Origin of the sequence: Rhizobium indigoferae (genome assembly GCF_034554815.1) — a bacterium.
GTDB lineage: Bacteria > Pseudomonadota > Alphaproteobacteria > Rhizobiales > Rhizobiaceae > Rhizobium > Rhizobium leguminosarum.
On the sequence record NZ_CP140635.1, the window covers coordinates 2,419,640 to 2,442,992 of the forward strand.

Here is a 23,353-nt window from a genome sequence, read left to right on the forward strand (position 1 = left end):
CCGTCGCACACATCACTCGCCGGCGTCCGTGACCCTGCGCGCCCCACCCGCCCATCGAAGCCAGACGGCCGCATAATGCGCAGCGCACGCACACGCTGCCAGGATCGCGATGTGATGCAGGAAGAACCCGATCGTGGACTCCTGGAAGTCCCAGAAATCGATCGATGGCCGGGCAATGAGCCGGTTTCCGATTCCCATGACGAACAGGCTGTGGATGCCTAACGCCGCTATTCCGCCTGCAACTGCACGAAGGGATGCAGTCCTGATCGCGTCCGGCGGCCCGACCCGCAACAGCCGGCCCGCTACGGCCATGATCATCGACCAGTGAAGGCCAAGATGGACGGCAGCGAGGATGAATGCCCAATAGGCCGCGAGGATGTGAATTTCGCGTGCCGTCGGCCCGCCGCTCAAGGGAAGGAAAGCAAATACCGTGCGGGAAATCAGCACGCTGGTCACCAGCAATGCTGATATCGCCAAGGCGATCGAAATATTCGAAGCGATTGTCAGAAAACTCGGCCTGCCGCGCGCCGCCTTCGGAAGCCTCGCCCACCATCGTCTGTTGAAGACGTTGTGCGATAGGAGAAGAATGAACATACCCGTGCCGATCAATTCATGCGTGGTGTTGTCGAGCCACCAGTAGGCGAGCGCGACAAAAAGTAGTCCGGCCGCGGTGAAGTCGAGCACGAGACGGATCACGAAAAAAGGACTCACGATGCGACGCCCTCGCCAGGGGTTCGATCCGGCCTAGTCAATGACGGCTCCGTCAAATTCCTTGAGAGCGTCGAGAGTGTAGAGGAAGTCTTCGTCGGCCCTGGACGAATGACAGGACTGACACCGCGCCGTGTTCTCGGCCATGTTGACGCTGCCGTCCGGCTTGAACCATTGGAACTGCCAGTCGCCAGTGCGACGGTCTGCGTCATAATCGCCGCCCCAGCCGGAACCCTTTTCCATGACGAAGGTGCGATAGACTTCCCCATCGCGGTAATCGACCAGCACGAAGTGCGTACCGTCTGGAGCAGGCTGCCCGTTCTTCACCGCCTGGATCGCTTCGTTCGTCGTCATGATGTGCTCAGTCACGTTGCCGCGCCTGACGGTCGTGTAATGAACGAGGCCAGCCAATTCCGGCAGCGTCGTCCGGTTCGGCTCGGCGTCGACCTTCCAGCCGACCAGAACCGCAACGCCGGCCATGGCAAAGAGGATGGAAATGCGCTTGATGAGATGACGCATGGATGTCTTTTCCTGGTTTTGTGCGGAAGATTCGGCGACCGCCTTCGGCAAAAGCGGAAGGCCCCTCGTCTCATTCACGTCCGAACACGTCTTTCGCGACGGCAATGGCCGAGACCGCATTCGGCCAGCCGGCGTAGAAGGCAAGGTGGGTGATCGTCTCGATCAGCTCGTCCTCGGTCACACCGTTCTGGCGGGCCATGGCAAGATGGGATCTGAGCTGGTCGGGCCGGTTCATAGCGATCAGCGCGGCAACAGTGACCAGGCTGCGATCCCGCTTCGCCAGTTGCGGGCGCTCCCATATGTCGCCATAGAGGACGTCGTCGGTCAGTTCAGCCAGCTTCGGCGCGGTCGCGCCCATCAGCTGCTGGGCGCGTGAGCGCCGTGACTTGTCGTCCCCTTCTGCCGGTGTCTGAGCACTGACGACGCCCGGCAGAATGGCCAGCATCATGCCTGCCGACAGCATCAGGTTTCCCAACAGTTGTTTCATGGTCTTCACCTCATGATTTCCGGGATCAGTCGAGCTTCTTCTCGCGGAGGAACGTCGAGACCAGATCGGCGATCTCTACGTTGTTCAAGTCGGAGAACGCGAAGTGGGTGTTGCCGCGGATGCCAATTTCGGGAAGGTGCACGACGGTGACATCGCCGCCATGCCTGTTCACCGTCTCGCGCCACAGACGCGTCATTGCCAGGCGCACCCGCCAGCTGTCCTGCGCCGGCATCGTTGTCGGCTGGTCGGGAATGTTGTCGCCGTAATAGATGACGATCGGGATCTTCGTCAGCTTGAGAAAGTCGTTCATCGGCACCGGCACGCCCTTCAGCGTGTCGAAGGCGCTCGGCATATCGGCTGGGACCTCGCCTGCCGGGAATACGAAGCTGCTGCCGGGTTCGAAGGCAACGATGGCTTTAACCCTGTCGCTCTTGATGGCCGTTAGCCAGCCCGGTCCGCCGCCCTGCGAGTGAGTGAAAAGAATGCCGGGACCGATTTTCTCGAACAGCTTTGCAACTGCATTCGACACAACGTCCATGTCGAACGGCCCGGTGTTCGGCGTCATCGCGCGAAAATACTGGTTCAGCGCTTCCGGATCACGGGAGAATTGCACGCCGTCGAAATAGTTTGGCCAGATGCCGACACGGAACTGGTTGAACCAGAGCTGCTCGTCTGGCGTCGGCTTCACTGTTGTCTCGGCCATGCTCCGCCCCGCCCCGCCCCGGCGCGGCTGGTCGACGAGATAGGTGGAGAAACCTCGACGCAGGAAGATGTTCTGGAAGCCTTCGCGGCCGTCGGGCGTCGTCTCCCAGGTCTTGGAGAATTGTCCGGCACCGTGCCACATCACGATCGGGTACTGACGCGGGTTTGCCGGCACCTGATAGAAGGTAAAGGCATGATCGCCGTGATAGGTCTGCCCTGCGGGATCGAGAGGTTTCAGCGGATCGAAGGTTCCGGGCGCCGTCGTGCTGGTTCCTCCGACGGCAAAGCTGCCCTGCTCCTGGATGACCAATGGCTCCGGCTTTGCCGCATCGGCAGCTGTCGCCAATGGCGCGGCAAGCTGCGCTGAGGCAAGCAGCAATGCGGCCAGGGTGTTGGACAATCCATATCGCATGTAGGCTTCTCGCTTCGTTTCAGATGGCGAGAAGGTAACGGCATCGGACCGAAAGGATTAGACGCCTCGGACAGCTAGGGTCCATTAGGCGGACTAATTAATCACGAGCTGTTGATAAGCCGTGATGGAATAAAATCGGCATTACTTTCCTCTATAGCGGAGCGCATCGACGAACAGGGTGAAGGCGGGAGATGCATGCCGCCTGTTCGGATAGTAGAGATGGTATCCAGGGAAGGGTTGGCACCAGTCCTCCAGAACCCGAATCAGCCGCCCGTCTTCAATGTAGGACTGAACCTGGTCCTCGGGCATGTAGGCCAGTCCCAACCCGTCCAGCACGGCGCCGATCCGCATGGCGATGTTATTGAACACCGTTTGGCCCTCGACACGGACGCGCAGTTCACGTCCGTCCTTCTCGAACTCCCAGGGATATATCGTCCCGTGCGTCGGCAGCCGCATATTGATGCAGTTGTGAGCCGTCAGATCTTGCGGGACATCAGGGCGCGGATGGTGCTCGAAGTAGGAGGGCGCCCCAACAACCGCCATGCATACCTCGGGGCCGATCCGAACCGCGATCATGTCCTTCGCCAAATGCTCGCCGAGCCGGATGCCGGCGCATTACAGCATCTAATCGAAAGCTGACACGAGGACTAAGTTCACGTCAACTCAACTGCGAGACCTGGGGCAGCCGCTGCGTCCGATGACGCTTCTTCGCCTTCGCCTCGCAAAACAAGCGCGGATACGACCATGAAAATACGCAATATCGGCGATCTCCAAGTCTCGGCACTCGGTCTCGGCTGCATGAGCATGAGCGTCGCCTACGGCCCGCCCGCCGACGAAGGCGACATGATCAGATTGATGCGCACCGCCCATCAGCAGGGCGTGACCTTCTTCGACACGGCCGAAGCCTATGGCCCCTTTTGCCAATGAAGAGCTTGTCGGCAAGGCGCTCGCACCGATCCGCGACCAGGTGGTCATCGCCACCAAATTTGGCTTCGATATCGATCAGCAAACCGGTGAACGCCGCGGCGGCACGAACAGCCGCCCCGATCATGTCAAGGCGGTTGCCGATGCCTCGCTGCGCCGCCTGAAGACGGATCGCATCGACCTGTTCTACCAGCACCGCGTCGATCCCGACGTGCCGATCGAAGACGTGGCGGGCGCCGTCAAGGACCTGATCGCGGCCGGCAAGGTCAACCATTTCGGCCTTTCCGAAGCCGGCGTTCAAACGATCCGCCGCGCCCATGCCGTTCAGAAAGTGACTGGCGTCCAGAGCGAATATTCGCTCTTCTGGCGCGGCCCCGAAGCGGAACTGCTGCCCGTCCTTCAGGAACTCGGCATCGGTTTCGTGCCCTTCAGCCCGCTCGGCGCAGGCTTCCTGACCGGCAAGATCGACGAGAACACCAAGTTCGATGCGAGCGATTTCCGCAACATCGTGCCACGCTTTTCACCTGAGGCGCGCAAGGCCAATTTTGCGCTCGTCGACCTGATCAGGCGGATCGGCGATCGCAAGGGCGCAACACCCGCACAGATCGCCCTCTCCTGGCTGCTGGCCCAAAAGCCATGGATCGTTCCGATCCCGGGAACAACGAAGCAGCATCGGCTGGAAGAGAATCTCGGGGCGGTAGACGTCGACCTGCTCGCCGACGACCTCGCCGAGATCGACGCAGCCCTCTCCGGCATCGAGGTTCAAGGCGAGCGGCTTCCCGAGGCAGCACTGAAGATGACCGGCCGATAAGGCTTGTCGCCGACGCCGCCCGCCCTTTCGCTTGGGCTCAGGGCGTTCGGCCCCTGCGATCGATTCACTGGATCGATCGCTCACGCTTTGCGAGATCGGGCCTCACCCCCGCAGAAACTGCGACCCCTTGTCGAACCCCAGCCCCGGGAAGATCTTCCCCGTCAAATCATCGGCAGACACATCGAACTGCCGGTAGAGCATCGCCGCGGCGAGCTCCCGCACGTCGGCGGTCGGCATCAGGTCGCGGTCGTCGAGCAGCTGGCCGTCGCCGATGCCCGGCCAACGGCCGAGGATGCGGCCGCCGTTGATGGCGCCGCCGGCAAGCAGCGCGCAGCCGCCGGTGCCGTGGTCGGTGCCGCCTGAGCCGTTCTGGCGCACGGTGCGGCCGAACTCCGTCATGGCAAGCACCACCGTCTTTGCCCAGATCTCGGGCCCGAGCGTGGTCTTCAACGTATTGATCGCCTGCGAAAGGTCCTGCACCGGCCGCTTGAACTGGCCGGCCTGGCCGATATGCGTGTCCCAGCCGCTGATCGAGAAGCTGGCGATGCGGTAATCGCCCTTCAGCATGTTGCCGGCGAGCGCCGCCACATCGGCGATCTTGGCGCCGCGCTGCCCCTCCGACTCGACCATCATCGAGGCGCTGTCGGCCCGCGTCGCCTCGGCAAGCGCTTCGGCGAACGGCGGATCGCCGGCATAGAGCCGCGCCAGGAACTGCATCTCGTCGCGCGCCGGCGCCAGATTGGAATCCGACGCCCAGACATCGACATTGTTGGGTCCGGAGAGGATCAGCTCCGTCGAAGTGTTGATGTCGATCGCCTTGCGCGCATCCGAGCGCGGAATGACGGCGAGCGCCCGGTTCAGCCAGCCGGTCTTTTCCTCGGCGACATGCTCGCCGCCGGATTCCAGCATGTCCTGCCCGTCGAAATGGCTGCGCTGGTCGCGGTAGGGCGTCGACACCGCATGCACGAAGGCGAGCTCCCGGCTCTTCCACAGGGGCATCAGCTCGGCGGCCGCTGGATTGAGGCCAAAATGGCCATCGAGATCGAGAAGCCCGGTATCGGGCGTCAGCGCCAGTGTCGGCCTGAGCGCCGCAAAGCCGGCATCGCCATAGGGCTGCACAAGATCCAGCCCGTCCATCGCGCCGCGCAGCACGATGGTGAGGAAACGGTTGTCACCCGGCATCGCCGCGAAAGTGACCGGCGTGAAGATGGGGGCGGCGGCAAGACAGCAGGCAGAGGTCAGAAAGCCGCGGCGGGACAGCGAAATCCGGTTCGTGGGCAGCGTCATGGGCGGGGCCTCCTAAGCAGGTTCCGGAAAAGTGTCCAACGGTTTTCCGGCCAGAACCTGCGACAAAACAAAGGAGCTAAGCAGACGAAGCGTTGGCTTGCCAACGAAAGTCTGCTTAGCGGCGATTGAATTCGGGCGATGCCAGCACCAGCGTCAGCCCGCTGATCTTGTTCGGCGCCTGCGATACCACGCGGATCGTCTCGTCGCGGGCGGCATCGGAAAGCGTCGACTTCAGGAATTCACGCGGATCCTGGTCGCGACCGAACTGGGCCGCGGCCCGCCTTGCCCAGGCCAGCCGCTCGGCGAGCTGGCTGCCGGTGATCCAGGCGGAGAAGCCTTCCTCGAAACCGGCCGGGCTCGGCGGCAGCCAGGTCGGCTGCCCCATGCGCCTGAGTGCCCCCTGCCCCAGCGCCCGCGCCGTCTGGAAGGCTTTGAGGCGCTTCTCCCTCGCCTCGCCGGCAGGATCCGTCGTCACTGGCGATCCTGCCATGCCAGGCGTGTTCGCCGCCATGTCGCCCTCGTCCGTACCCTGCTGGTTGGCGGCCAGGAAACTGCCGACAACGCCGTTGACCGGTCCCGCATTCAGCGCCCTCAGGCCGGCGACGACGTAGTCGAAAGGCTGGCGCGCCTTGGCGCCCTCGTCGCGCCAGGCGGCAGGATGGTCGAGCATGGCGGTGTAGACGGCAGTCAGATCGCCATCCGTTTTCTTCCAGGTTTCGGCCATATCGGACACCATCCCCTCGTCAGGCTGGTCGGAGACGAAATGCACCGCGAGCTTGCGGCTGATATGCGCCGCCGTCTTCGGATGGAGCGCGAGATCGTCGAGCATGTCGAGATAATCGTCGCGCGAGCGCCTGCGCCCGCCATAACTGACGCCGAGCACCTCATGTGTCCCGGGCTCCGAAATATTCGGCCGGAACGCGATGTCCATCTCCTTGCGGTCGATAGTGAGCCCCGTCAGCACCATGGCCGCCGCGGTCACATCCGCCTGGCTATAGCCGCTGCCGGCGCCGAGCGTATGCAGCTCCAGCAGCTCGCGGCCGAGATTTTCGTTCAGCCCCTTGTTGCGTTTCATGCCGCCGGCCGAATCCGGCCCGAGCGAATCCGCCTGGTCGAGATAGATCAGCATGGCCGGATGGGCGGTGGCATTGCGCAGCAGATCGCCGAACCTGCCTGATATGAACGGCCGGATCGCCTCGGCCTCGTAGAGCGGCACGATGAGGCGCATCGGCAGGCTCTTGTTGGCGCTGGTGGAGAAATGATTGGTCCAGAAGGTCGCCAGCCGCTCGTAGAAGCCGTACGGCGACAACACCGCCTGCATCAGCCGCAGGTTCGCATCATGTTGAAACTGCTGCTGCGCCTGGCGCTGCACCCCTTTGCGCATCTCGCGCTGCGTCGTATCGTCGGTCACCGTCTTGGCGTCTTGCCGGATCTGCTTGAGCTGCTCCTGCAGGCTGAGGATCGCCCGGTGGCGCATGTCGGGACCGCCAAGGGGAAAGTCCGGCATCGCCGCCTCCCCCTTGCGCAGCTGGCCGATGAGCTCGTCCTTGCTACTGGGCGGCGCCTCGCCCGGCCGGAAGCCATAGCCGAACCGGATCGCCGCCATCGTCGGGAAAGACAGGCTCATGGCCGTTCACCTCATGATCACCGCTAAAGTAATTTCAACAAAAGTGCGTCGCGGTTTTGTGTCCGGAATTGCGTCAAGCAAAAGTCAGAGCATTTCCGTGCCCGGAAATGCTTGAGGTGACAGGCTGCCAGCCGATTGCGACGCCAATCTGTAGGAAATGTGGCGATATCTAGACATGGACGATTTGTAATCTATTGAAAAGGCTAAAGTTTATGCACGAAAGATGAAGGATGCACCAATTGCGATCAGGGCAAAGCCGATCGCATGGTTCCAGGTCAGGTTCTCGCCCAGCCAGAAAATCGAGAAGCCGGAAAAGACGATCAGCGTGATCACCTCCTGCATCGTCTTCAACTGAGCCGTCGTATAGACCGCCGATCCGATGCGGTTCGCCGGCACCGCCAGGCAATATTCAAAGAAGGCAATGCCCCAGCTGACGATGATGGCGAGGAAGATCGCGCTGCTCTTGTGCTTCAGATGCCCGTACCAGGCAAAGGTCATGAAGATGTTGGAGGCAAACAGCATGACGACGGGCCAGACGGCGGCGGGAGAAAAGGACATAGAATAACTCGGGACTGTAGAGGGAAAGATCGATCCGGCGAGATGTCGGCGGGCCTTACCTAGCACGCCGCCATTGGACGGCAAGTCCCGGGGCATGGACCAATCGTCTCACGCCGCCAAGACGACACGCATCACCGGCACCAAATTGCCGGCTCGAAGTACTCGGGGAGACGAGAACGCAAATGTGCCTGTATCAATCACCGCAAAATTTGCTACTTCATGTTGAAAGGACTCAATACGCCGGACTAGGTTGCGTGGATGTATCGGGGAAACATGTGGATAATACAGCCGCGATGCCGCAATCCATTGCTTTGCCTCCCCGCTACTTCTGGCGACGCCTTGCAGCCTTTGCCGTCGACATCATCATCTTTCAAGCCGCTATCCTCATAGCAGTCCACTACATTTCGAAGACCTTTCCTGAGGGCTCCCACTTCGCTGACAAGGTCTCTATGGAATGCGCTGTGGGGGTGCCTGATCAGCTCGCAAAGCGAATTCGCGAGGGTTGGCCGTTGAAGACGAACGAATCGCGCACCAACGAGATCTGCGAAGAGCGTCAATTTGGTTTGGGAAAGCAAAGATACTTGCGGATAACCGTTGAGATGGAACCATGGGACTACGTGACGCCCACTCAAGTGCTGACCATCCCTCTAGACGCAGACGACAATCCGGTGAGCAAGACCGTACCGGCGTACTCCGAATTCATATCAGGCATAGCCAATACTGCGCTGATCGCGCTGGCGTTCGCCTGCTTTTCCGCGAATGGCCGCCGCACACTCGGGAAAGCGGTTTTCTTTCTACGGGTCCAATGGATCGATGGCGAAGGTCCCGACTTCGGCATCGCGTTGAAACGGGAGATCCTGAAATTCAGCCCAAACCTACTTTTCAGTGCTGCAATTTTTGCAATCTCGCTGTTTCCGGTCCACCCGACGCAAGACTTCGACACATTGCTTGGAATGTTCCACGGCGGATATACACCTTCGAACAATGGAACGATTGGGTTTTACGTCCTGTGGACAATTGCGGCCACGGCCTGGTGGCTCGTCCCGTTCATGGAGTGGCGAGGACAGACATTTTACGATCGCATCTGCGCCTGCAAGGTGGTGAGTGCCTGAAAGGCATCCGGGATCGAGCCACAGGGCACAAAGAAAGGCCGGCGACATCGCCGCCGGCCTTCATAACCGCAGGCAGCGCTAGATTCGCATCGCGCCATGCGGTCCCTCGGCCTCCTCCGTGCCGAAGCGGACATCCTTCTTCTCGTAGCCGAAGCCGGCAAGGGCCGCGACGATGAACGCCACCACGGCCGCGACGATCAGGAGCGCATAGGCATAGTCGCCGTCCCAGCGGGCGGCCAGCCCCGCCTGCAGCGTTGCATTGCCCGAGGCGAGCAGGTTACCGAGCTGGTAGGCGAAGCCGGGAAAGGTGCCGCGCACCTCGTCCGGGGACAGCTCGTTCAGATGCACCGGCACGATGCCCCAGGCGCCCTGGACGAAGAACTGCATCAGGAAAGCGCCGATGGCGAGCAGCACCGGCCCGGGCGCATAGGCCCAGAGCGGCGCGACGGGCACGGCAATCAGCGCGGCGATGACGATGGCCTTCTTCCGGCCGATCCGCTGCGACAGTGCGCCGAAGAACAGCCCGCCGCAGATCGCCCCGATATTGTAGACGATGGCGATGGCGCCGACCGTATAGCTCGAATAGTTGCGCTGGGTTTCGAGGAAAGTCGGGTAGATATCCTGCGTGCCGTGGCTGAAGAAGTTGAACGCCGTCATCAGGAGCACTGCCCAGATGAACAGCGGAATATTCTCGCGCAGCACCGACAGGAATGGTCGCCGCCCCTTGGCCTGCCGCTTCAGGAAGGCTGGGCTTTCCTCGACATTGCGCCTGATGTAGAGCACCAGCAGCGCCGGCACCGCGCCGACAAAAAACATGCCGCGCCAGCCGATGACCGGGAAGAGCAGGAAGAACACGATCGAGGCGATCAGATAGCCCGAGGGATAGCCCGCCTGCAGGATGCCGGAAACGATGCCGCGGCTTTCCTCCGGCACCGTCTCCATAACAAGCGAGGCGCCGACGCCCCATTCGCCGCCCATGGCGATGCCATAGAGCGCCCTGAGCACAAGAAACATCGTGAGCCCCGTGGAAAAGCCCGTCAGGAACTCGAACAGCGAATAGAGCAGCACGTCGGCCATCAGCGTGATGCGCCGCCCGTAGCGGTCGGCGGCCAACCCGAAGATCAATGCGCCGAGCGCCCGCATGGCAAGCGTCAGGAAGATCGCCACCGAGACGGCGGGAACGTCGGTATGGAATTCCTCGGCGATATATTTGAGAACAAAGACGAGAATGAAGAAATCGAAGGCGTCGAGCGTCCAGCCGAGATAGCTGGCGATGACGGTATTGCGCTGCTGCGGCGTCAGCCGGCGCAGGCTTTCCAAAGCGGACATCTGATATTCCTCCGTCCGAAAGCGGCGGCGAGGCGGGCAATTCCGGATGCCGTCGGAAGGGGTGCCCGAAACGGGCAGGTTGTGGCTGTCAAGGGCTGCTATTGCGCGGGGAGCGCTCGGTCGCAGTCGAGACAGCGGGGATAATGTCAGCGATACTGGCCTAGTTCCATCACGTTTTACGTGATCGACGCTGCCTTGCAGAAGCGCGGCAGCATCGGGCGCTCCCAATCCCCGATATGGGAACCTCGACACCTATCCTTTGTCATCGACGCCAGAGGGAACCCACAACCTCTCTTCCCTCATTCCTGTGCTCGTCACAGGAATGAGCGAGAGTGGAGCGGGCACTCAGACCAATCGGCAGGAAGGCGGATGCGGCCGCAACGGCCGGTCATCACAACCAACCTAACCGCCGCCCGGCACCCTGCCCCGGCACGCCCACGCCACCGATGCGAACGACCGCGGCCCATTCGGCTCGCCAGCCTCGTAAGCGGCCCTGACCGCGGCATCGACCGCCTTTCGCTTCGCCGGGTCCAGCCCTGCGACATATTTACCGAGCGGTCCTTCGCCGGCGGCGATCGGATCCCAGTAATCCTCGAAGGAAAGATATTCCATCCGGATCAGCAGCGAGGTCTCCTCGACATCGGCCAGGCCCTGCGCGACGAAGCTCTCCTGCATTTCCCCCGGCCGCATCATCGGCTGGAAACAATATTTGCGGCGCAGGGGCAGAGCGTTTTCGTCGAGCATCGCCACCGTATCCCACATCATCCGCATGCCGGACATGCCGCCATAATGGTCCCAGACGGCGGCGGCGACCACGCCACCCGGGCGCACCACACGGCACATCTCGGACACCGCCCGCCTCCGGCACGAAATGCAGCACCAGCAGTGACATCGCCCTGTCGAAGCGATTATCCTTGAAGGGAAGCGCGCAGGCATCGGCCTGCCGGATCGTGATCCGCGGATCGGTGTTGCGTCGCGTTGCGGCCTCGATGAAAACCGGCGAATAGTCGACGGCGACGATCTCCTGCAGACCCGGCGTTTCCGCCAGCGTGAACGCCAGGCTGCCGGTGCCGCAGCCGACATCGAGCACGCGATCGCCATCCGCGAGACCGGCGAAGTCGACCAGCATCGGCGCCAGCTTCCTGCTCCAGCGCCCCATCAGCCGTTCATAACCATCAGCACTTTCGACATTGAAACTCGACGGCATTGAAGTCTCCCCCTTCAAGGACGATGGTCTGTCGACGGACAATAGGATTCCCCAGCAACCCTCGCAAGCGGAACAGCCTTCTCACCCGACCTTCGCGTCCGACCAGTAGCGCTTCGGTGCGCGCCCGAACACACGCTTGAACGCGTTTCCGAAGGCGCTTTCGGAGGAATATCCGAGTGCCGCGGCAAGGCCGGCGACCGAGACATCCTCCCGGCGCAGGGCTTCGCGGGCGCGATGCATGCGCCAGCGCGTGAGATAGTCGAGGGGTGCAACGCCGACCAGTTCCTTGAAACGTTGCGCAAAGGCGGAGCGCGACATGCCGATCCGGGTCGCCAGCGCCTCGACCGTCCAGCGATGGCCGGGGCTGTTGTGGATCAGGCTGATCGCCGCGCCGATCTGCGGATTTGTCAGCGCGCCGATCCATCCCGTTTCGGCAGCACCCTCCCGGCCCACATAGGCCCGCAGCGCCTGCACGAGCAGGATGTCGCCCATGCGCCGCGTCATCAGCGTCGAGCCCATCTGCCCGGCCTCGAGTTCGTCGTCGAGGGTTGCGAGCGTAGTGCTGAGGAGCGCGGCGGCCCGGTCGCTGGCCGGGATATGAATGAACGGCGGCAGCGCGTCGAGCAGCAGCCGGGCGTTGCCGCCTCCGATGACGAAGCTGCCGCCGATCAGCGCGGTCTCGCCACCGCCGTGCCGGGCGATGTTGGAATGCTCCCAGTCGAAGAAGGCGATCCCGTCCTCCGACTCCCTATCGAGATCGTTGGCGATCACATAGGCGGGCGCATTGGCAAGCAGGAAGGTGTCGCCCGCGACAAGCGAAAATGGCGGCTCACCCGGCAGAACGATCGAGCACGCGCCGCGCAGGACAGCAACGAACTTGAGCGCGGGCTTGGCCGGAAAACGAAACGCCCATTGCCCTCCGACCTCGAAACGTGTGCAGCGCGCACTCTCTAGCTCGAGCAGCGAAAAGACATCGGACAAGGGATCGATCATGGGTTCTGGACGATCTCGACGAAATCATGGAGCAACCAGCATAGATTCTCCAGGCAGCACCTGCAATCCTCAAAAGCACAAAGGAGAACGAAGATGCCTGATATCAAGGACAAGGTTATTGCAATCACGGGTGCCAGCAGCGGCATCGGCGAAGCCACGGCGCTGCTGCTGGCCGGGCGCGGCGCAAAGCTCGTGCTTGGAGCCCGCCGCGCCGACCGGCTGCAGGCCCTGGCGCGACGTATCACCGAAAACGGCGGCGAGGCCGTCTGCCTCGCCATGGACGTAAAAAAGCGCGAGGACCTCACAGCTCTCGTGGCGCTTGCCTGCAACAACTATGGTAGGATCGACGTGATGATCAACAATGCCGGCATCGGGCCGATCTCCCTTCTTGATGAACTGCGGGTCGAGGATTGGGAGGAGATGATCGACGTCAACATCAAGGGGCCGCTCTATGGCATCGCCGCGGCCTTGCCGGTGTTCCGCCGGCAGGGTTCCGGCCACTTCGTCAACACGCTCTCGACCGCCGGCCTCATCATCAAGCCGACCATGGCCGTCTATGCCGGCACGAAAAACGCCATGCGCACCATCGCCGAAGGCCTGCGGCTGGAGGCCGGCCCGCATCTGCGCGTCACCAACATCTCGCCGGGATTTATAAGAACCGATTTCACCGGCTCCATGACCAGCCCAGAGATCAAGGCCGAGATGGCAAAGCGCATGGACGAGATGGCAATTTCACCCGATGCCATCGCCCGCGCCATAGCCTTCGCCATCGAGCAACCCGCCGATGTCGATATCAGCGACATCGTTGTTAGGCCGACCGCTCAGGCGTGAGGTATCGTTGGCAGCGACGGCTCCCGTCGATCTTGAACAGCAGGACAATCGCCATGCGGCGTGGAACGGTCGATCTGCCAGTCCAGCGCGCTTCAATTCTGCGATGTAGAGTTCGGACATGCCTTTGCTCTCCGTCATGCCCGGGCTTGACCCGAGCATCCACGCGGCACCCGTGAGCGGCCATGGCGTTGATCCGCGGCTTAAGTGTATAGCTCAAGGATGACGGAGAGTGTGGCCAAGGCCATCATCACCTGTCGGTGACACCGGTCAGATCACCGGTGTCACAGCGAACTCACCCAGCCGCCTTATCGAGCACACTCCAGTCAAAACCGCGTGCCCAGTCGGCGTAGCTGTGCCAGCCGACATCGGGGAAGTCGCGGCGCAGGGCGGCGATATCGGCGTCGTAGCCGGTACGGTCGAACCATTCGAACATCAGCGCCGTATCCTCGCTCTGCTGCCGTATCGCCGCGATCGGCAATTCCCGGTAAGTGATTGGGCGGCCGAGCACCTCGGACAGGATCTTCGCCTGCTGCGCGCCGGACAATTCGTCGCCGGCAATATCGAAACGCTTGCCGAACACCTGCTCGCGCCTCTCGGCCAAGGTCGCGACGAAAGCGCCGATGTCATCGATGGTGACCTGTTGCAGCACGCGGGCGGGCGGCAGCGCTGCGGCATAGACGCCTTGGCGCAGCCCGTCGATCGCCCACGGCGCCACGGTGTTCTCCATGAAGGCGACGGGCGCGCTGATCGTGTAGGGAATGCCGAGGCCTGCAATGTGCTTCTCGACGAGATACTTGCTGTCGAAATGCGGTATGCCGGTCTTCTTGTGCGCATCGGCGACGGACGAATAGATCAGGTGGCCGATGCCGGCGGCCTTTGCCGCATCGGCGGCGGCAATGCCCTGACGGGTTTCCGCGTCCGTTCCGGCTTCGTAGCTGTTGCCCATCAGGAACATCGCGTCGACGCCCTCTGCTGCCGCCGCCACGGATGCCCCGTCATCGAGATTGCCGGCGACGACCTCGACCCCTGCCGCAGCCAGCCGCTTTGCGCCATCGCTCTCCGGCCGGCGGCTGATTGCCTTGACGCGGTGGCCTCGCGCGATCAGCGCACGCACGACCGCGCCGCCTTGCTGGCCGGTGGCGCCTGTGACCAGTACGCTTCGTGTATTGCTCATCTGTCTTCTCCTTGTTGTGACTGATGCAGCAGAGGTAAGGCCTGTCGTATTGAACCATAATGGCCTATAATTGGAAAACATCGTGCCACACCAGGATACAATGCTCGATCTCAACGATATCATGATTTTCGCCCGCGTCGTCGAATCGGGCAGCTTCACCGCCGCCGCGCGCTTGCTCGGCATGCCGAAGACGACGGTCAGCCGCCGTATCGCCGCACTCGAGCGCGAACTCGGCATCCGGCTTCTGCAGCGCACGACCCGCAGCCTCAACCTGACGGCTTCAGGGCGTCTCTACTACGAAGAAAGCAGCCAGGCGCTGCGCACGATCGAGGGCGCCAACCAGCGGCTTGCCGAAGCGCGTTCGGAGCCTGCCGGCACGATCCGTATATCGGCGCCGGTCGGCTTCGGTGGCCACTTCCTCCAGGATGCGATCTTCGAATTTCTTTCGAGCTACCCGAAGACGAGCGTCGAGCTGCGCCTGACCGACGACAGGCTGAACCTCGTCGAAAGCGGTATAGACCTCGCCTTCCGCACCGGCGTCCTCGAAGATTCTACCTTGGTGGCCCGCAAACTCGGTTCGATGCACCGCCTTCTCTGCGCAAACCCGGACTATCTCGCCCGCTGCGGCCCACCTGGTGTGCCTGAAGATCTCGCCCGCCACGACTGCGTCATCGCCGGCCAGGCCACACATGCGCAATGGTTGCTGGAAGGGCCGCACGGTCAGGAAACGGTCGCGGTTTCGGGCCGCTTCGCCGCCAACGAGATGCAGGCGGTGATGGCCGCCGCGATCGCCGGCCATGGCATCGCCCAATTGCCGCACCGATTCGCCGAAGCCTGCATCAAGGACGGGCGGCTGCGCCGCGTTCTCGACGGCTATACGACCCCGGCCGGCGGCTTGCATGTCGTCTATCCCAGCAGCCGACACCTGCCGCCTTTGGTCAAGGCATTCATCGAACTGGCCGTCAGACGGCTGAACGCCACGGGAATCGGCGGCGGCGATGATTTCGCGATCGTCTCGCGCTAGACCAGGATGTCGTCCGAAAACCGCTCACACTTTTCGGCATCATGCTCTAGGAAATCCGCCCGCTCTCGCGCCGTCACACCTCTTTCAGCACCACCTTGCTGTCGAGGCTTCCGATCAAAGTCGCGCTCGCCTGGTTGAGGCCCACGACCTCCACGGCGATGCCGTGCGCCCTGAACCGTTGAACGACCTTGTCGAGTGCGGCAACGGCGGTGATGTCCCAGAAATGTGCCTCGGACACGTCGATCAGCACAGACCTGCCGATCGCGTCCTGAACGTCGAAGGCTTCGACGAAGACGTCGGCGGAGGCAAAGAACACTTGGCCGGACACGCGATAGGTCAACCGCCCGGCAGCTTGGTCGGGCGCCACGTCAACGCGCAGCAGGCCGGCAACCTTGAAGGTGAAGAACACGCCGCTGAGCAGCACGCCGACCGTCACCCCGAGCGCCAGATTGGCGGTGAAGACGGTGACGAGGACGGTTGCCACCATGACGGCGCTCGACATCCTGGGATGAACCACAACGGATCTAAGCGACGACCAGTCGAACGTGTCGATCGACACCATGACCATGATCGCCACCAGCGCGGCGACCGGAACCTCCGACACCCACGGCTTCAGGAGCACCATCAGGATCAGCAGGAACGCGCCGGCAAACAGCGTGGAGAGCCGGCCGCGCCCGCCATATTTCACGTTGCTCACCGTCTGGCCGATCATGCCGCAGCCGGCGATGCCTCCGAACAGGCTCGCGGCCGCGTTGGCGAGGCCGAGACCAGTGCATTCACGGTTCTTCGAGCTTGGCGTATCCGTGAGATCGTCGACGACGCTCGCCGTCATCATCGATTCCAGCAACCCGACCATGGCGATGGCAAATGCAGGTCCGGCGATGATCCGAAACGTTTCAACCGTCAGCGGCACCGCCGGCCAGCCGAAAACAGGCAGCGAATCCGGCAGCTTGCCGAGGTCGGCGACGGTGAGAACGGGAAGTCCGAGCGCCATCGAAGCGACGGTCAGGATCAGGATGCAGATCAGCGGCGACGGGATCGCGGTGGTGATCCGCGGCGTCAGGTAAATGATGACAAGCCCGGCAATCAGCACGGCATATTCCATCCAGCCGGCGCCGACAATATGCGGCATCTGCGCGGCAAAGATCAGAACAGCCAGCGCATTGACGAAGCCGGTGCGGACGGATTTCGACACGAAGCGCATCAACACGCCAAGCCGCAGCAGGCCGAAGGCGATCTGGATTAACCCCGCCACCAGCCCGGCCGCAAAGAGATAGGGCAAGCCGTGGGCATGCACCAGCGGTGCCGCGACCAGCGCCACCGATCCGGCGGCGGCCGAAATCATCGCCGGGCGTCCGCCGGTAAAGGCGATGACGATGCCGATCACGAAAGAGGCGAACAGCCCGACCTCGGGATCGACCCCGGCCACGAACGAGAAAGCGATCACCTCGGGGATCAGAGCGAATGTCGCCACCGCTCCGGCAAGCATTTCGCGCATGGGATTGGCGGACCAATCACGACGAACGGAGGAAAGCAGCATAGGATGGATTCTCGCAAAGCACGGCCGGACCCGCTCTGCCGAGCGGTCGCGTAATGGCATGCAGGTTTTGCGTTGTCTGGCGGATCGGCGGCCAGAAGAGCCACCCGGGGTCTCACCGGGTCCGTGGTGAATGCGTGTTGTATAGACGAGATATTTATCGCAGTGCAACATTCAATTGCGCTGAAATGTGAAACGCAGAAGTCGACGGGCAGCCTCAGACACCCAAAGCGCGCGCTGCCTGCGCCTCTCTGGATTGCGAAGCCCTCACTGCCAGAGGAAGTCCGGCCCGGTGCTCTGCGACGTCAGCTTGAGCGTCCCGTCCGGCTGAACGACATAGGTCTCGAACACACGGTAACCGAAATCGCCAAGAAAGGTATTCTTGACCACCGTTCCCGGACGATAGGGCGAATGGAGGACCTTTCCGCCATAGGTGAGGCTGCCCGGAAGCGGCTGCGGATCCCCTGCGCTGGCGCAGGCCGAGAGGGCGAAAAGAACGCCAATGAGCGCGTATTTCATCCGGACTATCTCCTCGGGCAGGCAGTAGCGGCCTGAACGACGTCGATCTCCTTCTTACCACAACGCAGCTTGCTGCTGTTCACAAAGCAGCCTTGCTACTGTCGAAGTTTTTGCGTCGCTGCTCCGCCCGCGAGAGTGCGCTGGCGATCCTCTCATCGGTGAAGGGCTTGGAGATCACATCAAGCGCGCCTTCGATACCGTGACCGACATTCTCGGGACTACCGGTCACGAAGATGACGTCAACCCGATGTCGGTCGATCAACCGGCGCGCGAGCTGAGCGCCGCTCAGCCCGTCGGAGAGACTGAGATCGACGAGCGCGACATCACTTCTCTGAGCGTGGGCGAGAGCCTGCTCCACCGTCGAAACCGGGCCGATGGTCTGGTGTCCAGCCTCTTGCGCAATGCGTTCGAGTTCCAGAGCGATAAAATTCTCGTCTTCAACAATCATGACTTTCATGAATAAGCCTCCTCATAGACGGGCTGTTAGGCGCACTACCGGTAGCGGGTACAACGCAACCGTCCCCGGAATGTTTCCACTTTGAGAAGAAAAATTTGTCGATCGGCGGGCAGCGCCGCGTTACCGGTTCTGCTATTGGTCCTTGTGGAGGAACCAGCCGATGGCGCGGTCGCTCCGGCATCGGGAAAGCGGCAATTGCCGCACGGAATGAATCCGGGTGATCGCCCCTTCGTCATCCGTATCGACGTTCATACAGGCGCAGGCATAGCCGTGACCGGCATTCGTGTAGACATATTCGCCGTTCGTCAGGTCGGGAATCTCATCCATTCCCTCAGCCGCGGGACCGCCTGTATTGTCCATGATGCCCCAGCCGCCATCGGCATCGTTCAGCGACCAGGTTCGTGTGGCGGGATTATCCAGCCAGCCGCAGCGCTGTTCGGCTTGCGCCGCGGCGGGCGTCAGAATCATCATCAGAACAAGCACATGCAATCTTCTCATCGGCCCCTCCGCGTCGCCGGCCACTATGCATGGGCCGTGAGCGGCAAGGCAACGGCTCTATGGTGGGCGACGCGAAGATTCGGCGGCGCGGCACGACGGATCGGAGCTCCCCGGCCGCAATCCGCCGCGCTCACGATTTCTCGCTTGCGCTCTCGGCCCGAAACGCCGCCTCTCCTGCATCTGACACCTCGACCCATTTCTTATCGGGCTCGGCGTCCGGCATATAGCTGTCGTGCCAGTTCCACCACTTGTAGGTCGGGGTCTGGGGATAGCCCTTCGGCGAATCCTCCCAGACCTCCTGGCGTCCGAGCGGCGTGATGTCGAGGTAGTTCCAGGTGCCACCCATCTGCTCGTCGCCGCGGTTGTTGATGAAATAGGTGCGGAAGATGCGCTCGCCGTCGCGGTAGAACACGTTGGTGCCGTGCCACTCGTCGACGCCGAAGTCCTTGTCGAAGCTGTCGGTGATCGTGACCCACGGCATCGTCCAGCCCATCCGCGCCTTCAGCCGTGCAATGTCGGCCTGCGGCGCGCGCGAGGCGAAGACCAGCGTCGTGTCGCGGGCGTTGAGATGGGCGACATGGGCGACCTGGTCAGCTACCATCGAGCAGCCGCGGCAGGCATGTTCTGGCCAGCCGAACACGCCGGGCTCGTAGAAGGCGCGGTAGAGGATGAGCTGGTGTCTGTTGTCGAACAGGTCGAGCAGGCTGACCTTGCCCTGAGGTCCGTCAAACGCATAGCCCTTCTCGACAGCCATCCACGGCATGCGTCGGCGCTCGGCGGCCAGCGCGTCGCGGGCGCGGGTCTCAGCCTTTTCCTTCACGAGCAGTTGCTCGCGCGCCGCCTCCCAAGCCTGCGGCGACACGACCGGTGGTTTATGCATGGCTTGTCCGCCTTTTCCATTCTCGGCTGAAACAGTCATGGCTTTCAATCTCCTCATTAGGGCGATTTCCCGGGCTTGGAAGCCGGTTCATCGCGCATTGGTCTGAGATAGTTTCGCATCGGAAATCAAACAGGGGGAGTAACAAGTGTGACCGTATTCCCTGGAGCCGTCGCTCACAGCCGTGGCGCGTGCGTGGTGCTGGCCGGGAGCGCGTCCATTAGCGTAATCTTGTTTACGAATGGGCCGCGTGCTAGAACGCAACGCGGCGCATACGAACCCTGATCAAACCGAGATCGTGCCCGTGAATGTTTTTATCGCGACTGTTGCTGCGCTTATCATTGGCGTTATGCCCTCATGGGCAGGTCCTTTGCACGACGCGGCCAAGGACGGCGATATCGCCCGCGTCACACAGTTGCTGAGCCAGAGCTCCGATCTGTCGGAGCCCGATGAGGCGGGCGAGCCGGCGCTGATTATCGCGTCATTGGCGGGCCGTGCCGATGTCGTCGCTCTTTTGCTGGATCGCGGCGCCGACATCGAAGTTCGCAACAAGGGTGGGCTGACGGCACTGCATGCGGCAGCCTATGGAGGAAATCTGGAGGTGGTGAAACTGCTTGTCGCAGAGGGAGCTGATGTCAACGACAGGAAGAATTTCTATCAGATGTCGCCGCTGCACGGCGCCGCCGAAGAAGGCCGTACCGAGATAGTGGCTTTTCTCTTGACCAATAATGCGGATGTCGAAGCGACGGAAAGAAACGGGTACACGCCTCTCACTCAAGCCGGGTGGCGGGCGCATTGGGATACGGCCAAATTACTCATGGAAGCCGGTGCTGTTTGCCAGAAAGCCGAGCTTGTGGGCGAACCGCTCTACAAGGAATGCACCAAACGGCAATAGCATTTCGCTTGAGGTAACAGACCGCGTCCGGGAACGGAGCTTGTTATGTCTTATCATGTGCAAAAATGCGGCCATGTGCAAAAATACGGAAAGCGCATGGGCGTGGCTGTTGGCGCTGCGGCCATGCTGCTTTCCTTCCTTCAGCCCCCCTTCACTCAGGTTATGGCGGCGGAAGATCTCGTCAATACCGGCTATTTCGGCGATGTCGCGATCAAGGGCTATGACCCGGTCGCCTATTTCACTGAAAACCAGGCCATCGAAGGATCCGAGACATATTCCTACCACTGGCTTGGCGCGACCTGGTATTTCGCCAGCGCTAGAAATCGCGATCTCTTCAAGGGCGATCCGTCCAGATATGCGCCGCAATATGGCGGCTATTGCGCCGACGGCGTGTCTTTCGGGACAGTGACCACCAATATCGATCCCAAGGCCTGGCGGATCATCGATGGCAAACTGTATCTGAGCTATGATCCCGGGGCTGCAGAAGGCATGGAGAAGAACCCGACCAAGGTGACCGACTCGAAGAAACATTGGTCCGAGGTTCAGCAGACACTGATTTCGGAGAAGATGCATACCGTCTGGCAGCAACCGGCTACGAAATGAAGCGCCATGCCTGGCCCCTTAGGGTGCGGGTGAAAAGAACGTCAGGGCGCGCGGCGTCACATGTATGTACTGCCTGTCGCCCTGCTCGCCCGACGTGTTGCGGTAAACATATCCGCACACCATCCGGTCGAGGAAATAGCCGTCGAATTTTTCGCAGATTCTGTCGCCCCGCACCTCGACAATGCCGGTGATGTTGGTATTCGCGCTGCGATAGGCGGTATTTCCGGCCTTGTCGAAATACTGGATGAAATCCGTGCCGTTCTTGTGTTTGCCGGTCCAGCTCTTGCCGTCGACTAGATTGCGCAGCTCTGCCTCGCCGAGCCTGTCGGCTTGATTGCCTGTAAAACCGAAGGGCCATTCGGGAATGCCGGCCTTGCGCAATGCGGCCAGATGGCGCTGCAGATCGCCGTCCCGCCAGTAATCATAGAGATAACCGTAATAGGTGAGATTGCTTTCCGGGAAGAGTTCCAGCAGCTTTGCCGTCTCCGCCGCTGCCTTGGTTTCATTGCCCTGATCCGCATAGGCCGCCGCCAGATATTCGCGTGCCGGCTCGACCTTCGGCAGGCCGTCGATCGTCGGCTCTATCAGCGAGATCGCCCGCCGATCGTCACCCGCGGTATAAAAGACGATCCCTGCCAGCAGTTGAAAGCTCGACGCCGGCGAAGGGTCGAGCCGCAAAGCTTTTTCCATCTCGGTGACCGCCTGCCCGCTGCTTCCGGTATGGACCAGGATGAGAGCGAGGTTGGCGGCGGCCTCCGCATCGTTCGGCTCCATCGCAACCGCCATGTTGGCGGAATTCCTAGCCTCAGTCTCACGCCCGTCCACCCATTGCAGCAGGGCAAGCACGGTGTGCGCCCTGGCATTGTTGGGATCCAGCTTAAGGGCCTGCCCGGCGGCGTCGTAGGCAATCTTGCGAGCGACGGCGGCCGACCAGAGGTAATTATAGTCGTTGCGCCAGACATCGACGGCGACGCGGGCGATTCCCGCATGGGCATTGGCAAAGCCCGGATCAAGGTCGATCGCCTTCTGGTAGAAGGACAGGGTCCGGCGATAGGTGTCGACATCCCTGAAGATGAAGCCCTCCTGCTCGGCCCGCATGTAATAATCATAGGCTTCGAGATTTTCGGTCGGGATCCGGGCCAGTTGATCGCGCTCGCGAGCGCTGAGCTTGACCGACAGAGCCGAGATGATCTTGCCGATCACATCGTCCTGAACGGCGAAGAGGTCGGCATATTGGCGATCATAGCGCTCGGCCCAGAGCGACAGGCCGGTGACCGCGTCGATCAGTTTGACATTGATCCGCAGTCGTGGCCCGGCACGCTGCAAGGTCCCTTCGAGCACATACTGAACGCCGAGTTCGGCAGCCACATCCTGGATCTTGCCGACGGAGTCCTGGATGGCGAAGACCGAATGCCGGGCGATGACGAAGAGACCCGATACTTTGGACAATTCGGTGATCAGGTCGTCCGTCAGACCCTCTGCGAGATGGTCGTGCTCGGTATCGCCGCTGACATTGATAAAGGGCAGAACCGCGACCGAGGGCCTGTCCGGCAGCGGATAGGCGAAACGTTCACTGGGCCCAGCCGGTTTTGCCGGCATCCATGGCTGCCACCAGAGTGCTGCGCCCGCAACAGCAAGGACGACGGCCGCTGCAATGCCTGCAAAGAGCCGGCGTCTCGGCAGGCGCCTCCGGTTTGTGAGGGTTTTGCCGGCAGCAGTGGGGTCAAGCAGGACGCGATAGACCCGGACCGGTTCGGTGATGCTCTTTAACCGCTGTTCGCCGAGCGAAGCGAAACCGACCGGGATTTTCGATTTCACCTGGTCGTATGTCGTGCCTGATATGGCGATGCCGCCCGGTTCCGCCAGCGCCTGTATTCGATCGGCGATATTGACGCCGTCACCCTGGATATCTTCGCCCTCGACAATGATATCACCGAGATTGATGCCGATCCGGAACTCGAGCCTGTGCTCAGGCAGCGCCGCGGCAGTCTGCGTGGTTTTCAGTTGCTGAACCTCCACTGCGCAGCGCAAGGCATCGACGACACTCTGGAATTCGACCAGCAGACCATCGCCCATGGTTTTGACCAGCCGGCCGTGATGACGCTCGATCGCCGGCTCGAAGACATCATTCTGGTCCGCCTGAAAACGCACGCGGGTGCCCTCTTCGTCGATCTGGCTCAATCGACTGTAACCGACGACATCAGCGATCAGGATTGCTGCAAGACGGCGCTCCATCCCCGGTCTTTCCTGGAGAGCGAATGT

At 61.8% G+C, this 23,353-nt stretch carries 21 protein-coding genes, 3 pseudogenes and 1 other annotated feature; of the genes and pseudogenes, 6 read left to right on the plus strand and 18 right to left on the minus strand.

All coding sequences use genetic code 11. The features are described from left to right. Positions 1 to 12: 12 nt before the first annotated feature. From U5G49_RS12340 to U5G49_RS12360, 5 genes and pseudogenes are all read right to left on the minus strand, one after another. Entirely contained in the window at positions 13 to 711 is a 699-nt protein-coding gene (locus tag U5G49_RS12340) for a DUF4405 domain-containing protein (RefSeq protein ID WP_193446590.1), read from the minus strand. Between the two features lie 33 nt (positions 712 to 744). Further along, entirely contained in the window at positions 745 to 1,227 is a 483-nt protein-coding gene (locus U5G49_RS12345; protein WP_018242484.1) for a cytochrome P460 family protein, read from the minus strand. A gap of 70 nt (positions 1,228 to 1,297) precedes the next feature. Next, a complete protein-coding gene (locus U5G49_RS12350) occupies positions 1,298 to 1,714 on the minus strand; it encodes a carboxymuconolactone decarboxylase family protein (RefSeq protein ID WP_193446591.1) in 417 nt (138 codons plus the stop codon). A 25-nt stretch (positions 1,715 to 1,739) separates the two neighbouring features. Then, complete coding sequence (locus tag U5G49_RS12355; protein ID WP_193446592.1) at positions 1,740 to 2,828, minus strand: alpha/beta hydrolase; 1,089 nt, start codon at positions 2,826 to 2,828, stop codon at positions 1,740 to 1,742. 141 nt (positions 2,829 to 2,969) lie between these two features. Next, positions 2,970 to 3,440: pseudogene (locus U5G49_RS12360) on the minus strand (LysR substrate-binding domain-containing protein); the annotation flags it as partial. Between the two features lie 132 nt (positions 3,441 to 3,572). Here U5G49_RS12360 and U5G49_RS12365 point away from each other — a divergent pair. Next, positions 3,573 to 4,563: pseudogene (locus U5G49_RS12365) on the plus strand (aldo/keto reductase). 102 nt (positions 4,564 to 4,665) lie between these two features. Here the strand turns inward: U5G49_RS12365 and U5G49_RS12370 are convergent. The 3 genes from U5G49_RS12370 to U5G49_RS12380 all read right to left on the minus strand — a co-directional run bounded on the left by U5G49_RS12370 (position 4,666) and on the right by U5G49_RS12380 (position 8,035). Then, complete coding sequence (locus U5G49_RS12370) at positions 4,666 to 5,850, minus strand: DUF1501 domain-containing protein (RefSeq protein WP_193446593.1); 1,185 nt, start codon at positions 5,848 to 5,850, stop codon at positions 4,666 to 4,668. Between the two features lie 115 nt (positions 5,851 to 5,965). Then, complete coding sequence (locus U5G49_RS12375) at positions 5,966 to 7,477, minus strand: DUF1800 domain-containing protein (protein ID WP_193446594.1); 1,512 nt, start codon at positions 7,475 to 7,477, stop codon at positions 5,966 to 5,968. Between the two features lie 210 nt (positions 7,478 to 7,687). Beyond that, positions 7,688 to 8,035: a DMT family protein gene (locus tag U5G49_RS12380; protein WP_003560330.1), complete on the minus strand. Its 348-nt coding sequence runs from the start codon at positions 8,033 to 8,035 to the stop codon at positions 7,688 to 7,690. A gap of 275 nt (positions 8,036 to 8,310) precedes the next feature. Here U5G49_RS12380 and U5G49_RS12385 point away from each other — a divergent pair, with 275 nt between their 5' ends. Continuing rightward, on the plus strand, positions 8,311 to 9,147 hold the full coding sequence (locus U5G49_RS12385; RefSeq protein WP_284200264.1) for an RDD family protein: 837 nt from the start codon (positions 8,311 to 8,313) through the stop codon (positions 9,145 to 9,147). Positions 9,148 to 9,225: 78 nt separating this feature from the next. On the opposite strand, the gene U5G49_RS12390 is transcribed toward U5G49_RS12385, so the two are convergent. The 3 genes and pseudogenes from U5G49_RS12390 to U5G49_RS12400 all read right to left on the minus strand — a co-directional run bounded on the left by U5G49_RS12390 (position 9,226) and on the right by U5G49_RS12400 (position 12,676). Next, positions 9,226 to 10,476: an MFS transporter gene (locus U5G49_RS12390; protein ID WP_193446595.1), complete on the minus strand. Its 1,251-nt coding sequence runs from the start codon at positions 10,474 to 10,476 to the stop codon at positions 9,226 to 9,228. A gap of 402 nt (positions 10,477 to 10,878) precedes the next feature. After that, positions 10,879 to 11,683: pseudogene (locus tag U5G49_RS12395) on the minus strand (class I SAM-dependent methyltransferase). Positions 11,684 to 11,764: 81 nt separating this feature from the next. Beyond that, entirely contained in the window at positions 11,765 to 12,676 is a 912-nt protein-coding gene (locus tag U5G49_RS12400) for an AraC family transcriptional regulator (RefSeq protein WP_018242494.1), read from the minus strand. A gap of 93 nt (positions 12,677 to 12,769) precedes the next feature. Between U5G49_RS12400 and U5G49_RS12405 the strand changes: the two genes are divergently transcribed. Then, entirely contained in the window at positions 12,770 to 13,507 is a 738-nt protein-coding gene (locus tag U5G49_RS12405; protein WP_018242495.1) for an SDR family oxidoreductase, read from the plus strand. Positions 13,508 to 13,799: 292 nt separating this feature from the next. On the opposite strand, the gene U5G49_RS12410 is transcribed toward U5G49_RS12405, so the two are convergent. Beyond that, a complete protein-coding gene (locus U5G49_RS12410; RefSeq protein ID WP_018447210.1) occupies positions 13,800 to 14,681 on the minus strand; it encodes an NmrA/HSCARG family protein in 882 nt (293 codons plus the stop codon). Positions 14,682 to 14,781: 100 nt separating this feature from the next. On the opposite strand from U5G49_RS12410, the gene U5G49_RS12415 reads away from it, so the two are divergent. Next, positions 14,782 to 15,705 carry a LysR family transcriptional regulator gene (locus tag U5G49_RS12415; RefSeq protein ID WP_130652613.1) on the plus strand — a complete coding sequence of 308 codons (924 nt, stop codon included), beginning with the start codon at positions 14,782 to 14,784 and terminating at the stop codon, positions 15,703 to 15,705. 73 nt (positions 15,706 to 15,778) lie between these two features. Here U5G49_RS12415 and U5G49_RS12420 read toward each other — a convergent pair whose 3' ends face one another. From U5G49_RS12420 to U5G49_RS12440, 5 genes are all read right to left on the minus strand, one after another. Beyond that, positions 15,779 to 17,245, minus strand: a complete 1,467-nt coding sequence (locus tag U5G49_RS12420) for a SulP family inorganic anion transporter (RefSeq protein ID WP_193446596.1) — start codon at positions 17,243 to 17,245, stop codon at positions 15,779 to 15,781. Positions 17,246 to 17,315: 70 nt separating this feature from the next. Continuing rightward, positions 17,316 to 17,371 (minus strand) — a sequence feature (sul1 is cis-regulatory element that is thought to sense ions involved in sulfur or methionine metabolism; They are found in Alphaproteobacteria). Positions 17,372 to 17,509: 138 nt separating this feature from the next. Beyond that, positions 17,510 to 17,761 (minus strand): hypothetical protein, encoded by a 252-nt coding sequence (locus U5G49_RS12425; protein ID WP_018242499.1) that lies wholly within the window; start codon positions 17,759 to 17,761, stop codon positions 17,510 to 17,512. Positions 17,762 to 17,840: 79 nt separating this feature from the next. After that, positions 17,841 to 18,218, minus strand: a complete 378-nt coding sequence (locus U5G49_RS12430; protein ID WP_018447207.1) for a response regulator — start codon at positions 18,216 to 18,218, stop codon at positions 17,841 to 17,843. Positions 18,219 to 18,350: 132 nt separating this feature from the next. Then, entirely contained in the window at positions 18,351 to 18,716 is a 366-nt protein-coding gene (locus tag U5G49_RS12435) for a DUF4087 domain-containing protein (protein ID WP_018447206.1), read from the minus strand. A 130-nt stretch (positions 18,717 to 18,846) separates the two neighbouring features. Beyond that, complete coding sequence (locus tag U5G49_RS12440; RefSeq protein ID WP_018447205.1) at positions 18,847 to 19,635, minus strand: DUF899 domain-containing protein; 789 nt, start codon at positions 19,633 to 19,635, stop codon at positions 18,847 to 18,849. Positions 19,636 to 19,834: 199 nt separating this feature from the next. Between U5G49_RS12440 and U5G49_RS12445 the strand changes: the two genes are divergently transcribed. Continuing rightward, positions 19,835 to 20,488, plus strand: a complete 654-nt coding sequence (locus U5G49_RS12445; RefSeq protein WP_210262423.1) for an ankyrin repeat domain-containing protein — start codon at positions 19,835 to 19,837, stop codon at positions 20,486 to 20,488. Between the two features lie 96 nt (positions 20,489 to 20,584). After that, complete coding sequence (locus U5G49_RS12450) at positions 20,585 to 21,091, plus strand: YHS domain-containing (seleno)protein (protein ID WP_028733173.1); 507 nt, start codon at positions 20,585 to 20,587, stop codon at positions 21,089 to 21,091. An 18-nt stretch (positions 21,092 to 21,109) separates the two neighbouring features. Here U5G49_RS12450 and U5G49_RS12455 read toward each other — a convergent pair whose 3' ends face one another. Continuing rightward, positions 21,110 to 23,326 (minus strand): adenylate/guanylate cyclase domain-containing protein, encoded by a 2,217-nt coding sequence (locus U5G49_RS12455; RefSeq protein ID WP_193446598.1) that lies wholly within the window; start codon positions 23,324 to 23,326, stop codon positions 21,110 to 21,112. Between the last annotated feature and the right edge of the window lie 27 nt (positions 23,327 to 23,353).